We start from the raw sequence: 13,698 nt of genomic DNA, 5'->3' as shown, positions 1-13,698 counted from the left end.
TGGAACGTATGATCAGATCACTATAACGTACTCCTTTTCAAAGTTCCAGTGACAATTTTATCGATGAACGCGCATGCATGCCCATCCCGTTCGCTCTCCTGCGCACTTGCCCGCCCGCTCGACGGCGGGCATGCCAAACACACCGCCAAGCCGCATGGTTGCTTAGCGGTGTGTGCATTGGTCTTGATCCCCGGCGCATTACGCCTTGCGTTCGGCGCTCATATGGCGCAGGCCATCAGCACGTTCCCGTCGGGATCCCGGAACCAGATCACTTCTTCGTCGCGGTACACGACCTCGACGTTGAGCTGTGCAAGGAAGCGCTGCGTTGCTTCGATATCCGGGGACGTCAGGCTGAAGAGCGGCTGAGACGTCGGTTCGGCCTTATCCGCGCGGCGCAGGAACAGATTCGAGCATTGCCGATCCTGCAAGCTGAAGATATGGATATCCGTGCGGACGGTATCCGGGACCGGCAGGCCTAACAGGCGGCAGTACCATGCGGTGGATGCCTTCACATCCGTAACGCTTACGAACACGGCGGGAATAATCGGTTTAATCGGCGTTCGAATGCTCGTCTGATCGCTCATTGCATCGTCCTCCCCGACAGAATCAAGTTTGCCGTTCAGCACTTTGAATGCTTGCGGAACCAATAGCGGTCTATACCCTTCGGAATCCTTCACGAAGCGGCGATCATGCCGATTCGACCTGTTCGCATGTCCAGCCACGAGTATCCTCCTATCGCCCTCGAGTCTAGCTTCATTATACCGGATATTCCCAAATGCTTTGTGTCCTTTTTTATCAATTTGCCGCTTACCGATTTGCCGTCCCGGAGCCGGCGCCGTCCGCGAACAGTTCGCGCGTGAACCGGATCCACTCCCTCGTCGCCATGGACAGGTACCCGTCCTTCCGCCAAGCCATCGCAAGGCGCCATGGAATCACCGGCCGGGTGAGCGGGATCGCCCGCGCCAGGTCCGGGCCGAGCCGCCGGCACATCGTGTCGGGAAGCATGGCGACGCCGAGCCCCGCGCCGACGAGTTCCCCGATGAAGTCCCATTGCGAGCTCTCATAGGAGACGCGCGGCTCGAAGCCCGCGTTCCGGCATTCGCCGATGATTCGGTCATGCAGCGCGAAATTGTCGTTGAACAGAATGAACGATTCGCCCGCAAGCTCCGCGAGCTCGACCGCCGGCCTGCCGGCAAGCGGATGCGAAGGCGCCACGAGCACGTTCATCCGGTCGTCCACGATCGGATACGTCTCGAACATGGCGGCATCGACGGGAAGCAGGACGACGCCCGCTTCCAGCGAGCCGTCCGCGAGGCTTTCCTCGATCTTCTTGGCCCCTTCCTCCACAAGGCGAAACGCGATGCCGGGATAACGCTCCTGGAACCGCTTAATGACGGCCGGGAAGAATCGCGCCCCCGCCATCGGAGGCATCCCGATGCGAACGGTGCCCTTATCCAGATAAACCAGTTCGTTGAGCTCGGTGACGAGCCCGTCGAACAGCTGGAGAATCGGGCCGGCATGGCGGTAGATCGTATCGCCCGCGTCCGTCAGCTTGACCTGCTTGCCGTCCCTGACGAAGAGCTCGACGCGCAGCTCCTCCTCCAGCGCTTTGACGATTTTGCTGACGGACGGCTGCGTGAGGTGAAGCGCCTCGGCGGCCTTGGTGAAGCTGCGCCGGCGTACGATCTCGGTGATGCATTGCAGATGACGGATATCCACGGCTGCACCTCCCTTCTATGTATTCCGATTATGAATGTAAACAATTCAATATATTCATTTTACGCATAGATAGCCAAAGCGTATACTGTCCTTCATAAGCGATAAGCACCGGGTTCGCGCCGTTCAGCGGTTCTCGGCATAATGGCAAACAAGCAAGGGGAAGGTATGCAATGGTTCGAAAATGGCTGCTAACGCTGGCGCAGGTCGTGCTGTTCATCGCGCTCGCCCGCCTGTCCGACGCGCTGGTTCATTGGCTGCGGCTTCCGGTGCCGGGTGCAATCGCGGGTATTCTGCTGCTGTTCGCGCTGCTGAAGCTGAAGATCGTCAAGCTGCACTGGATCGACCGCGGGGCCGATTGGCTGACGGCGGAGATGCTGCTGTTCTTCATTCCGGCGACGGTCGGCGTCGTGAAGTACAAATCGCTCGTCGTCCACAGCGGACTCCGCATTGCGGCGGTCATTCTGGTCAGCACGCTCGCCGTCATGGCCTGCGCCGGCTGGATCGGCGAGAAGGCCGCCCGGCAGAGGGGGAACGCGGAATGTTAAGCGCCGTCTGTTGGCTTCTGTTCACCTATATGGTGTATCGGGGAGCCAAGCGTTTATACCGCCTTTATCCGAAAATCTACTTGACCCCGCTCATCATAACCCCCGCGGTCGTCATCGCCGTCCTTGAATCGTCCGGCGTCCGGTTCGACGATTACGACCGGGGGGCCGGCTGGCTGAGCGACATGGTCGAGCCGGCCACCATCGCGCTGGCCGTGACGCTGTACCGGCACTTCGGCGCGCTGAAACGCAACGCGTTCGCCATTTTGGCGGGCGCAGGCACGGGAGCGATCGCCGCGATCGTCTCGTCGGCGGGCCTCGCCTGGCTGCTCGGGCTGAAGCCGAGCCTTATCGACAGTCTCGCCCCCCGCTCCGCGACGACGCCGATCGCGATCGCCGTCGCCGGTTCGACCGGCGGCGTGCCGACCATCACGGCCGTCGCCACCCTGGTCACGGGCATCCTCGGGCTCGTCTTCGGGCCGCTTGTCGTCCGGCGATTCCGCATCGAGAACCCCGTGGCGCGCGGTATCCTGTTCGGGACGAGCGCCCACTCGGCAGGCATCAGCAAGGCGCTTGAATACGATGCCGTATCCGGCTCGGTGGCATGCATCGCCATGATTCTTACCGCGTTCGTCACCCTGCTCGCGACGCCATGGCTGCTCGCGCTGCTGCCATGACTTGCATGTACGGCAAGGGAAATGAAAGCAGCAGCATGAGCAAGAAGCCTCGGCGCGCAGCCCAGGCTTCCATCTGTCCTTAACCGCCCTCAATCCCCGCCGAACAAATCGCCGAAGACGTCCATGACGCTTTTCTTTTTCTTCTTATGCGGGTAATGGCCGCGGCCGGCTTGCTTGTCGTCGTAATGCGGCTGCCGCGACGGGTACCGGCGCTTCCGATCATCGTCGTCGTCGCTGTAGTACCACTGATTGTAATCCTGACGAGCCTCCTGCACGCCTTGCATCAGCTTATCCAACTCTCCGCGATCCAGCCATACCCCTTTGCAGGTCGGGCATATATCGATGAGAATGCCGTCCTTCTCCACTTCCCTCATGCGGGTCGCTTCGCACACCGGACAATTCATGCGGGCCTGCACCTCCCTCATCCGTCTCGTTTACTCTCCTTCATACGGATCAATCGGCGCGCGGTTCCACGCTTCGCCGCAGCAAGGCGTGCCATTCTCTCAGCATTCGCAAGGCTGCCGCCTCCAGCTCCATGATCTCTCTCAGCCTGCCCGCGCATTGCTCATGATGCCGAACTTCAAATTCCCGCGGTTCCGTGTACGGGTAAGCATGCTTCAATACGTTGAACTTCTCCGAAATCTCGCTATATACGCGAACGAGATCATCCAGCGGCTCCTGCTGCGCGCCGGCTCGCTTGCCTTTCATCTCGGTCAAGAACAGCACGGCATGACTCCTGGCTTCACTGAGGATTTCGACGAAGAGGCTGAAATAATACTTGTCCAGCCGGCCGCTCTCCAGCGCCGCCAGCCAATGCGCGTATGCCCGGGCGCCAACGAAATACGTTTGGCCGAACGATTCATACGACCCGCCGTCGTTCAACCGAATGACGAACGCGAGCGCTTCCGTCAGCGATGCCGTCTCGTCCGCCGCTTGGATCGGCTTGGCCCAATGGAGAGAAACCAGCCCGCTTGCGCGATCCGCATCCGTTCCGGACGATCGCCGATCGGTTACGCAATGGACGCACGGGCATAGGCTTAAGCCCAGCCGATCCCATGGGATGACGTCCTCGCTGTGCTCGTACCCCGTATGCCATGTGTACGTGCAATAACCGCGGTCGTCATGCGCATAGACGATCGACGTTTGGTTGCCGATGTCGATATTCTTGGCGAAGACCGGCTGTCCCGCGCCGATCGCCCGTTTCGCCTGCGTCCATGCCTCGGCTTGCAATCGGCGGAAAGCCTCGCCTTCGGCATACGCGTGAAGCCCTGCGACGTCCACGCCGATATGGCGGGCAAGGCGAAACACCTCCGGCTCCGGCGGCCCCCCGTTCGGTTCGTCCATATTCGCGTTCAGCACATGCAGAAAGGCGAGGCCCGTCATGCCATAGATCCGCGCTGCGGTTACGGGCAGACGATAATAGTCGGCAACGGATTTCATCGCCCCGACCAGCGAGGCATCCAAACCGCTGAACGCGTAGTGGTCCAGCTTCACGATCGAATCAGATTGAACCGCTTTACCCTCTTGCACGAGCACCCCTCCACTGTTGGCATCCTATCCTATTGTTGTGTTGCGGTTGAAAGCAGTTTAATCATAGCATAGCCGCTCTGACATTATTTGTCATACCGTAATAATTTCATAGAACGGTCGCGGCAGGGAGACGCGCAGAAAGGGATAGCGGCAGGCCCCCGATAGTGATATAGTAGGGGGCAAAAAGTAGGCGGATCGCATATGCTCAGTATCGCCGATTTTGCGGCATGCACGGGGTTGAACCCGAGCGCCCTTCGATTCTACGAGTCCAAGGGGCTCCTCGTCCCTGCCGAACGGCTGGACAACGGTTATCGCCGTTACGCGGCCAGCCAAATCAGCCAGGCCAAGATGATCAACAGTCTCCGCCAATCCGGTATCGGCTTGCACGAGATCGGCCGGTTCCTGCATGCCGACGAAGCGAGCCGGGCCGTCTTGCTCAAGCAGTGGCGCAGGGACACGGAAGCGCGAATGCTGTCCGTTCAGATCGCGGCCTCGTACTTGAACGGCATTCATCCGAGCATCGGCAGTCTGCACTTGGCCCGCTGGGAGGAACCCGTCTCCGTTCTATGGCAGCCGTTCCTGTTGGACAAGCCGGTGCGCTCCTACTCGGAGGCGCTGGAGCAGGCGTCCGCCGGGCTTCGCGCCTGTAAGGTTCAACCTCAAGGCGCCAGCGTCATCCGGGTCGCCGAGTCTCTCCGGCATGCCATCCGGCTCGAGGTCGGCTTCCCGGTCAAATCGGCCGGCCACCCGCAGCTCCCTCCCGGTTCGTGGATCGAAGTCATCCCGCCCACCTTGTTCGTGACCGTCGATTGCGCCTGGGACGACATGCATGTCTGCATGCGAACGATCCGCTATCTGGCGCGATTCGGCTTCGAACCTTCGGGCAGGCGGCTGGAACGGCATTTCCCGCAATTGCCGACGTACGAGCTGATGATTCCCGTATCGCAGTCGCGTTTTCCGCTTGACCTTCAAGCAACTTGAAGGTTTATACTGCAGCTAAGAAATCCCATTTCAAGCCTAGTGGAGGTATCGTCGGTATGGTTGCATTGCAGTTGGATGATTTTGACGGGGGCTTCATCATTGCTCCCTGGGAGCGATTCAAGGAACTGGTAACGTGGTATCGGACTCATCTCGATCTAGAGGTTACGTACCAGGAGGATCATCCGGTCGAGCGCATGGCCACGCTCAAATTCCCGGCAATCGGGGCCATTCACGTGAAATCCGTCGAACACGACCATCCGCATTATGCGGTCGATTGGGGGCGGAACGGCAACGTTCGCTTCTGCTTCACGGCGCCCGACCTGGAGGCGGCTCATGCCTATATGCGCGCCCACAATATCGAAACGACGGACATCGACAGCTCGGGATTCGGCCGCCGATTCGACTTCTATGACCCGATCGGCAACCGGCTGACCGCGATCGAGCCGGAACCCGGCACGGAAGATTTTCTCGCCAAGGCCCCCCATGCACGCTTCGCTTTCCAGGCCCTCCCGCGCTTCGGCGTCGGGAACTTGCAGGAAGCCATCCGATGGTACGAGGCCAACCTTGGCGCTAAAGTAGAGCAGCTAAGCGAGGACGGCGAGTCGGCCGCCATGGTCATCTGCCGCGAGGGCTGCCCGGTCTTCCTCGAGACGCTGCCGCCGGATTCGGATGCTCAGTCAGACAAGCTGACCGTCGCCGCGAGGCCGTACTGGGTCATTCGCAAGAAGGCCGACTTCTACGCGTCGCACAATCGGCTGAAGGAGCAGGGCCTTGACGTCACGGACGTCGCGGGCAACCCGAAATACTTGGTGCTCTTCCATACCTATGACCTCTACGGCAACCAGATCAATGTGTGGAGTTACGAGGACTGTTAACCCCGCTAACCATGCATGCCATAAAAGGCCAGCGCTCCCGGTATGGAGCGCCGGCCTTGCTAACCTTGGCGTTCCTTCTGCTGCGAGGTGCCTTATCGGATTAATCGCTTGCTAGCGAGCCTGCGCCTTCATTCCCGTTCCAGCAGCTCCAGCATTCGGGCAAGCAGCGCGACGCCCTCCGTCTCCGCTGCCTTCGCTTCCTGCAGCAGCGCGATCGCCCGGCTTGCCTCCGCCTCGCTGCCCGGCTCGCCGCCGTGCGGGAACGGGAACATCTCGCGCATGGCCGACAGGCTGCCCGCGACCACGGCATACCGCTCCGCCGCTTGGCGGGCCAAGTGACGCAGCGACTCATCATCCTGCCCTTGCCCTTGCCCCTGCTCCGGCTCCAGCTCCGTCCCATTGTCCGCCAGCTCCCGGAGGAACTGCACGGCGAACTCGCGCGCATCGCAGACCTTGCCCGTATTGACGGCATTGCCGAACGGATTGGCGGTTCTCCGCTCGAAGGCGTGTATCCAGGCGTCGAACGCGGCCAGCCCGTTGCTGTGTCCCGCGCTCTCCTCCTCGCGGAACTGCTGGACATGCGCATGCTCGAGCGCAAGCTTCAGCGCGCCCTTGAGCATCGTGCGGCGATCGACGGACTTCGTGTCCGTAATCGTCAGCACATACAGCTCCGTCACCTCGCCGCGGCCCAGCTTCTCGTAGGGCAGCTCGCCGTCCCTGCGGACATCGCGGCATTGCAGCATGCGGGCCTCGTCGTCGTACCCGTAGATGACGCCCCACTCCGGGATGAACAGATCCCAGCTTAATGCCGGAACCCCCGCGTCCAGGCTGGCGTGGATCATCTCCAGCGCCGTCTCGAGCTCCTCGGGCGTCGGCGAGACATGATTCTGCCTGCCTGTCGTCCGGACGGCATACCCCAGATTGCGCAGCGCTTCCGCATGCCGCAGCTGCCAGTCGAAGAAGGAGTAGCTGCCTACCTCGACTTCCTCGCGATCGATGATGATGCGGAACGCATGCGCGGTCAGACCCATAATATCGGTGTGGGATAACCCCTTATTGCCGGTGTACCGCACCAGACTGTAAATGCTCTCCGTATCGGTGTTGCGGCTCCATGTGAAATCGTGTCTTGGACTTCCTGCCACTATTCATCACCCTTCCATGCGATTCGAATACCCGGGGGAGCCAGAAGCTTCCGCTTCGGCTTGCCGAGTGCCCTTCGCTGCTCAATGTACATGCTGACGTGGACGCGGATTCGCTCGTGCTGCATCTTCGTCCGGGCACGGGATAGGCTGTTGTAGATGCTGGCCACCGAGGTATGGAGAAGGGCCGCGATGTCCTGGGGCGGGAGCTGATCCAGGAAGAACCGCTCGAAGACGTCCTTCTCGCGGCGCGTCAGGCAGCGCAGCAGACTCCGTATGCCGTCGACCAGCTCCTTGCGCAGCAGAGCCTGCGTCGGGTCGGTTGCCTGCCGCGCCGACTCGAGCGCGCTTTGGCCGAGACGAAACAGCACGTCGTCGATCGTGCGCTGCTCCGCTTCCCCTCGTGCGGAGCGGACTGCCGCGGCATCGCTCGCCCGAGCGGGCACCGTCCCGCGCGCGGCGGACCCCGCCCAGGCCGTGAACGGCCGCTCCTTGCCATGGGGCCCGCCCCGGCGCAGCTTCATATAGGCCTCGTTGCGCACGATCCGCGACAGCCAAGGGGCGAACCGCCGTTCATCCACGAGCGAGCCCAGCTTGAGGAATGCTTTCACCAGCGCCTCCTGCACGATATCTTCGGCCAAATGCGTATCCTGCGTCAGTGTCCGCGCCACGCCGACCGCCCTTGCCCGATGCCGGCGCACCAGCTCGCCGAAGGCGTCCGGATCGCCTTCCCTTGCCCTGGCCACGAGCTCCTGGTCGCGCTGAGGCTGGTTGTCCGCTTGCAACTGATTCCCTCCTTTGTCCACATTATTGTAGATGCCGGGGCGTCGGCATTTCTAACCGGACGGTGGCTTATTTGCATTGGCTATCGAAGCAGAGAACGCAAAGAGGGCCGCAACAGGCCGCTTGCTCCCGGCTTGTCGCAGCCCCTATGCCCGCGTCCGGCGCGGTCTCCCGGTTCAGTCTTCCCTCTCGCGATCGGACAGGCCCTCGCAGGAGACCCTATCGCCTTAGGTCGCCTTAGATCGCCTCAGATTGCCTCAGCTTCGATGTTCATCGTCAGTCGCCGCCGCCGAATACAAGTACGTATCCGTCCGGGTCCTTCACCGCAAACTCTTTCCACTTCATGCTCCCCATGTCCTCGATGACCGGTTCGTAGGCGATGATGGCGCCGCTTGCTTTGAACTCGTCATACAGCGCTTGGACGCCGTTCGAATCCGAGTAAGCGTAGGTATCCCAGCCCGATGGCGGGCCGGTCCAGCCGTGCGGATAGTGGCGCGGCGACGGATGCGCGTTCGGGCGGACGTCTTCCGCATTCGCCGCTTGCTGCAGGATGAATCCTACGCCTTCGCGTTCCGTATGTCCCCATTCGTCGACGGTAAATCCCAGCACGTTCGAGTAATAAGCTTGTGCCCGTTCGTAATCGGAAACCAGCCTGACCTGCAGCGCGTGCTTAATTCGTGCGCGTTCAACCAATGGAATCAGCTCCGTTTCAAGGGATGAGTGATGCTAACCCATCTAATGAAGGCAAGAATCCCTTCACCCAAATAAGTTCTACCCCGACCATAAATATCCTCTCCGGCGCCAGCCGCATTCCTCGTCCCTTGTTGGCGCGCCGTTCGCGGGAACGCCGAAGCGGTCTGCGGCAGCCGCCCCCCCGGCACCAGTCGCAGACCCCCCGCATCCGCGATTGAACGCGGATATTCGGTTTTGCTTCACTCGTGGATCAAGCAAACTCCCCGATATCATGCTGGCCGACGATCAGTTTCGTCGGTTCCAGATACACGCGCGTGACCACCGGCTGCGTGATCAGGTCGATCTCGATATCGACGACTTTGAATCGGGCGATCTTGCCCTCTCTTTTGTCGTAGACAACGTCGAACTCCTTCAACCCCAATTGATGAATCACGACGGAGGAGCCGATCGACAGCGCTGCCGTCTCGTATTCCCCATGCTCGAATACCACTTCCGAGATGATTTCCTCGTCCATATCCACGATCTTGACTTGCTGGCAAACCTGGTAGTGCATGCTTACCCTCTCCTTCCATTCCTCGATGTCGACGAACCCTATGTATCATTCCGTCACTCATCTCTATTATCGGAAGGTCCGGGCGCGCTTTACAGACTTATCCAGCATAGTCGAGCGCTCGTGCGGCATGTTGATTCCATGTTGGCCTTGTACCAAGAAATATCGCTTACTCTTCCGTTCCCTTGTCTGTGCCGCGTATGGCTAATCGATACAGACCAAGAACAACGGGATTAGCCTGCGCAAGTCCTTCGCGCAGAAGGTCTTTTAGCGCCTGATTGACGTCAGTCGGATTCACCGAAGCATCGGGAAGCCGTTCGGCAATCTGCACCGGTGTCTGCCATTCGGCAGTCAATGCCGATAATACGGATTGCTGCAGCGGGGTTAAGCTCATCTCGTTCTCCCCTCCTTTCATCATCCTTATAAACGGCGATGACCGCGACCAACCAAGCGACAGTATGCAGCACATATTATGGTTTTGTTAGTTTACCATATTTCGCTACGCGGCCTGTTGAACGGCTTCAAGCTCTTCGCGGATCGATCGGAGCTCCTGGATCACTTGGTTAAGAACGGCTTGCGGCGGATTGAATCGAATGTGTACCTTACTCCCATTCCTTCTGATCATCCAATCCCGCAATGCCTGATCCATGTATAAATCGCAGATTGCATCCATATGTTTGGCGGCTGCCGCCAGTTGTTCCTTATTCATGAACGGCAGCTTCGTTATGAAGCCGTCTACGACGCCCTTGTACTCGCTGTCGAATTGCTGCAAGAATGCGAGATCATCGTCATACGGCTCGTATTTCGCCCGGAATTCGTAGGTGGGACTCATGATGGTCGAATCTCCGGGCGACGCCAATAGCCGATACGCGCTCAATTGTTCTTGGCTAACAGGAGCAAGCTTATCGCTCTTGGCCGCCAATTGAACGACGAGGGCTCTGAAATTGCCCAGCTTCTTCTCCCTGTCGATGAACTCGTTCATCAGGATGCCTTTTTCAAGCGCGACCCGGTTCGAGCGGCCATCGAAATACGCCTTCGCCAAATAGGCGTTTACAATAAGCGATAGAAAAAGGCAACACGCGATCACGCCGTTCTTGCTCATGCTCTCTACCTCCTCCCGCCATTCCTGTGCCCTCGCCGGGCTTGTCGGATAGCTGATTCGTTGACGGACGCTCGCTCGGCAAGCGCTCCCTTCAATCGGCCGGGAAGCCTCATGAACGCTTGAACGATGTCATCTGCATCCCGGCATTACGGCATGCCCCCGCCTGGAGTGGGAGCCTTCTATGTCTATTTCGATAACGACTTCTATGTACCCTTTCTCGGCTGCTTGTATCTGTTCATTGACACTGAGAATAATAATCAATTAGGATCAAAGCAGAAGGTAATGAGAGGGGTACCCGCATGGCGTTACATGACATGAAAGCAATCGGGGCGAAGGGGGCGGACGAAGCATCGCCCGGGAACGCCTGGTTTCTATTGCAGGAGGGCATTCGCGAGCAAGAACGCAAGGCAAGCCGGATCATCTATCCGAACGCGCCTTCTTATATGCTGTTCGTGGCCGGGGAATCCCGCGGCCAGATCGTGATCGACGGCGTGCTGTATCCGCTGCAGCCGGGAGCGGCCTTCATCGCGGTCCCGGGGCAGCGGGTGGAGACGCATTACGAGATCGACGGCGCCTTGCAATACCGCTTCCTCTTCGACGTCGTCGGTTCCGATGAGGACGTACGGGCTGCCGGGGCGTGGCTGGCGGAGCGCCGGAAGTGCGGCGTGCCGGGGGATGCACGCGTGCCGGCGCTGTGCGAGCAGACGGCCGAAGGCTGGCGCGCGGCCGATCCCGTCGACAAGCTGGCCGGACAAGCCGGATTCCTGGAGCTGCTGCATGTCCTGCTCAAGAAGCAAGGGGATCAAGGCGAGGCGCTTGAGCGTGCGCACGGCTATCTTCGGCGGCATTACCGCGAAGCGATGACCGTTGATGATCTGGCGGGCGCAGCGGGCATGAGCCGCTATCACTTCATGCGCTCCTTCAAGGAGCGATTCGGCCAGAGCGTGATGGAGTTCCTGGCCGAGCTGCGGACGAACGAAGCGAAGCAGCTTCTGGAGACGGGCATGCCGCTGCGGCGGGTAGCGGAAGCGGTCGGCTACAAGGACCCGCTCTATTTCAGCAGCCAGTTCAAGAAGCAAGTCGGCCTCTCGCCGCGCCGCTATCTGGCGAGCCGGGAATGCCGGGTAGCCGCCTATAGCTGGCCGAATATCGGCCAGCTGCTGACATTGGGCATCATTCCGCATGCCGCGCCGATCGACCAGAATTGGTCGGACGACTATCGCCGCAAGTATCGGTTCGACGTCAAGGTGCCGCTCAGCCACGACTACGAGTTCAACTGGAAGGCGCTGCTGCGCGTGCGGCCGGACCGCATCGTCGCGCTCGACGAAATGATCGTGCCGGAGGAGAAGGCGAAGCTGACCGCGATCGCGCCGACGCTGTTCCTGCGCTGGCACGGGGACAGCTGGAAGGCCCATCTCACTCAAGTGGCCCGGTTCATGGAACGGGAGACGGAAGGAGCGCACTGGCTCGCCCGTTACGAGGAGCAGGCGGCCGAGGCTCGGGAGCTTGTCCCCCTGTCGTTGCGCCGGGGACCGCTGCTCATCCTGAACGTATGCGCCCGGGGCATGCAGGTATGGGGCAAGCGCGCGGGAACGGTGCTGTACGACGACCTGGGTATTCCGCATGCGCCGGGCGTCGAGCGAATCGAGTCCACCGAATTCGTAACGGCGGCGCAGCTGCAGGCGTTCGATGCCGACGCGCTGTTGGTGACGGTCATGAAGGACCGCCAGTCGCAGGCGGAGTGGAACCGGCTGCAGCGTACGCAGGAATGGGAAGCGCTGAAGGCCGTGCGCGAGCGCAATGTCTGCCTCGGTCCAGACTGGAACTGGCTGCAGGAACCGATTCTGGAATATACGGCAAACCGGCAGGGGCAGCTGCTGCAGGAGCTTGTCATGTCATTTCGTGCGCTCTAGATCGGCAAACACGGCATCATATCGTATTCCAATGGAGGCGAAAGCTTCTTATACTAATTAAGTGATAATGATTCTCAATATCAATTTGGAGGGATCACCTTGTTTCAAACAGAGAGAGCCGCTGGCACGCGCCGAAGCGGCGTTAACACCCGTATGCCGCTGCGCGGCATTGCGGCACTGATCGTCGTCGTGCTGGTCGCGCTGCTCGCCAGCGCATGCGGAAATAACAACAGCAACAGCAATGCGGGCGGAGCGAACGCCGGCGAATCCACGCCTGCGCCCGCGAACGCCGGCTCAAGCGGGCCCCCGCCGGCTGAAGAAGCGGCGACGAAGACCGTTAAGCACTACTACGGCGAGACGGAAGTGCCCGCGCATCCGCAGCGCGTTGCCGTTATCGGTCTCGAAGACATCGCACTGTCGCTCGGCGTTCCGCTCGTGTATGCGTACGGCTTCGAAGGCTACTACTTGTACGACCGGCTTAAAGCGACGAACGTTACGCTGTCCGACAGCCCGGACACGAAACCGAACCTGGAGAAGATTCTGGCGGCTCACCCCGATCTGATCATCCTGCAGGGGTATTTCACGGATGAAGCGGGCTACAAGGAATTGAGCAAAATCGCGCCGACGATTGCTTACACGCCGGCCGACTGGAAGGCGAACATCGTCGCGATCGGCGATGTTCTCGGGCTGGCGGACAAGGCGCAAGAAACGATTGCGGCTTACGACGACAAGCTCAAGCAAGCGAAGGACGCGATCGCGGCCGCAGCCGGCGACCGCAACTCCGTGGTCTTCCTTCGTCCGTCGGATAAGGACCTGCAAGTGTTCTTCCCGAGCTTCGAGCCGCTCCTCTATAACGATCTGGGCTTGAAGCCGGATGCGAGCATCGACGAGTTCCAGAAGGAATCGGAGGACGATTGGGGCATCAATACGTCGCTTGAGAAGCTCCCTTCGATTACGGCCGACTATGTATTCGCCATCTACGGCGGCTCCATCAGCTCCGAGGACGAGTTCCAGAAGGAAATGGCGGCTTCCACGGAAGTCGAGAAGCTGAGCGTATGGAAGGCGCTGCCTGCCGTCAAGAACAATCACGTGTTCAAAGTATCGGCCAGAACCTGGATGTCGTCCGGCCCTATCGCCAATGGCTACGTCATCGATGACGTCAAAGCGGCGGTGACCGGCGCGAAATAAGCGAAT

At 60.2% G+C, this 13,698-nt stretch carries 16 protein-coding genes; 6 read left to right on the top strand and 10 right to left on the bottom strand.

Annotated features, from left to right (window positions below; genetic code table 11):
- Positions 1 to 218: 218 nt before the first annotated feature.
- Together GXP70_RS01490 and GXP70_RS01485 are read right to left on the bottom strand one after the other, a co-directional pair.
- Positions 219 to 722, bottom strand: a complete 504-nt coding sequence (locus GXP70_RS01490) for a VOC family protein (RefSeq protein WP_225442624.1) — start codon at positions 720 to 722, stop codon at positions 219 to 221.
- A gap of 85 nt (positions 723 to 807) precedes the next feature.
- Positions 808 to 1,719, bottom strand: coding sequence for a LysR family transcriptional regulator (locus tag GXP70_RS01485; protein ID WP_162354847.1), 912 nt, complete (start codon positions 1,717 to 1,719; stop codon positions 808 to 810).
- Between the two features lie 170 nt (positions 1,720 to 1,889).
- Here GXP70_RS01485 and GXP70_RS01480 point away from each other — a divergent pair, with 170 nt between their 5' ends.
- Both GXP70_RS01480 and GXP70_RS01475 read left to right on the top strand, forming a co-directional pair.
- Positions 1,890 to 2,264 (top strand): CidA/LrgA family protein, encoded by a 375-nt coding sequence (locus GXP70_RS01480; RefSeq protein WP_162354846.1) that lies wholly within the window; start codon positions 1,890 to 1,892, stop codon positions 2,262 to 2,264.
- On the top strand, positions 2,258 to 2,938 hold the full coding sequence (locus GXP70_RS01475; protein ID WP_162354845.1) for an LrgB family protein: 681 nt from the start codon (positions 2,258 to 2,260) through the stop codon (positions 2,936 to 2,938). The genes GXP70_RS01480 and GXP70_RS01475 overlap by 7 nt, the downstream gene beginning before the upstream one ends.
- An 89-nt stretch (positions 2,939 to 3,027) precedes the next feature.
- On the opposite strand, the gene GXP70_RS01470 is transcribed toward GXP70_RS01475, so the two are convergent.
- Both GXP70_RS01470 and GXP70_RS01465 read right to left on the bottom strand, forming a co-directional pair.
- On the bottom strand, positions 3,028 to 3,342 hold the full coding sequence (locus GXP70_RS01470; protein WP_162354844.1) for a TFIIB-type zinc ribbon-containing protein: 315 nt from the start codon (positions 3,340 to 3,342) through the stop codon (positions 3,028 to 3,030).
- Between the two features lie 49 nt (positions 3,343 to 3,391).
- A complete protein-coding gene (locus tag GXP70_RS01465) occupies positions 3,392 to 4,468 on the bottom strand; it encodes a hypothetical protein (protein WP_162354843.1) in 1,077 nt (358 codons plus the stop codon).
- A gap of 201 nt (positions 4,469 to 4,669) precedes the next feature.
- On the opposite strand from GXP70_RS01465, the gene GXP70_RS01460 reads away from it, so the two are divergent.
- The gene (locus GXP70_RS01460; RefSeq protein WP_162354842.1) at positions 4,670 to 5,449 is read left to right on the top strand and encodes a MerR family transcriptional regulator; all 780 of its coding nucleotides are present in this window, start codon (positions 4,670 to 4,672) and stop codon (positions 5,447 to 5,449) included.
- Between the two features lie 56 nt (positions 5,450 to 5,505).
- A complete protein-coding gene (locus tag GXP70_RS01455; protein WP_162354841.1) occupies positions 5,506 to 6,324 on the top strand; it encodes a VOC family protein in 819 nt (272 codons plus the stop codon).
- Between the two features lie 128 nt (positions 6,325 to 6,452).
- On the opposite strand, the gene GXP70_RS01450 is transcribed toward GXP70_RS01455, so the two are convergent.
- The 6 genes from GXP70_RS01450 to GXP70_RS01425 form a co-directional block, all read right to left on the bottom strand.
- Complete coding sequence (locus tag GXP70_RS01450) at positions 6,453 to 7,466, bottom strand: hypothetical protein (protein WP_162354840.1); 1,014 nt, start codon at positions 7,464 to 7,466, stop codon at positions 6,453 to 6,455.
- Entirely contained in the window at positions 7,466 to 8,248 is a 783-nt protein-coding gene (locus GXP70_RS01445; protein WP_162354839.1) for an RNA polymerase sigma factor, read from the bottom strand. Before GXP70_RS01445 ends, GXP70_RS01450 begins: the two co-directional genes overlap by 1 nt.
- A 274-nt stretch (positions 8,249 to 8,522) precedes the next feature.
- Positions 8,523 to 8,939 (bottom strand): VOC family protein, encoded by a 417-nt coding sequence (locus GXP70_RS01440; RefSeq protein ID WP_162354838.1) that lies wholly within the window; start codon positions 8,937 to 8,939, stop codon positions 8,523 to 8,525.
- Between the two features lie 250 nt (positions 8,940 to 9,189).
- Entirely contained in the window at positions 9,190 to 9,492 is a 303-nt protein-coding gene (locus GXP70_RS01435) for a hypothetical protein (protein WP_162354837.1), read from the bottom strand.
- Positions 9,493 to 9,658: 166 nt separating this feature from the next.
- Positions 9,659 to 9,883 carry a hypothetical protein gene (locus tag GXP70_RS01430; protein ID WP_162354836.1) on the bottom strand — a complete coding sequence of 75 codons (225 nt, stop codon included), beginning with the start codon at positions 9,881 to 9,883 and terminating at the stop codon, positions 9,659 to 9,661.
- A gap of 105 nt (positions 9,884 to 9,988) precedes the next feature.
- Positions 9,989 to 10,591 carry a hypothetical protein gene (locus tag GXP70_RS01425; RefSeq protein WP_162354835.1) on the bottom strand — a complete coding sequence of 201 codons (603 nt, stop codon included), beginning with the start codon at positions 10,589 to 10,591 and terminating at the stop codon, positions 9,989 to 9,991.
- A gap of 299 nt (positions 10,592 to 10,890) precedes the next feature.
- On the opposite strand from GXP70_RS01425, the gene GXP70_RS01420 reads away from it, so the two are divergent.
- Together GXP70_RS01420 and GXP70_RS01415 are read left to right on the top strand one after the other, a co-directional pair.
- Positions 10,891 to 12,504 (top strand): helix-turn-helix domain-containing protein, encoded by a 1,614-nt coding sequence (locus GXP70_RS01420; RefSeq protein ID WP_162354834.1) that lies wholly within the window; start codon positions 10,891 to 10,893, stop codon positions 12,502 to 12,504.
- 99 nt (positions 12,505 to 12,603) lie between these two features.
- Positions 12,604 to 13,692: an ABC transporter substrate-binding protein gene (locus GXP70_RS01415; RefSeq protein ID WP_225442623.1), complete on the top strand. Its 1,089-nt coding sequence runs from the start codon at positions 12,604 to 12,606 to the stop codon at positions 13,690 to 13,692.
- Positions 13,693 to 13,698: the final 6 nt, after the last annotated feature.

The sequence above is a fragment of the Paenibacillus lycopersici genome (assembly GCF_010119935.1).
In the GTDB taxonomy this organism is placed as follows: domain Bacteria; phylum Bacillota; class Bacilli; order Paenibacillales; family Paenibacillaceae; genus Paenibacillus_Z; species Paenibacillus_Z lycopersici.
This window is presented reverse-complemented; position numbering and strand designations above follow the sequence as displayed.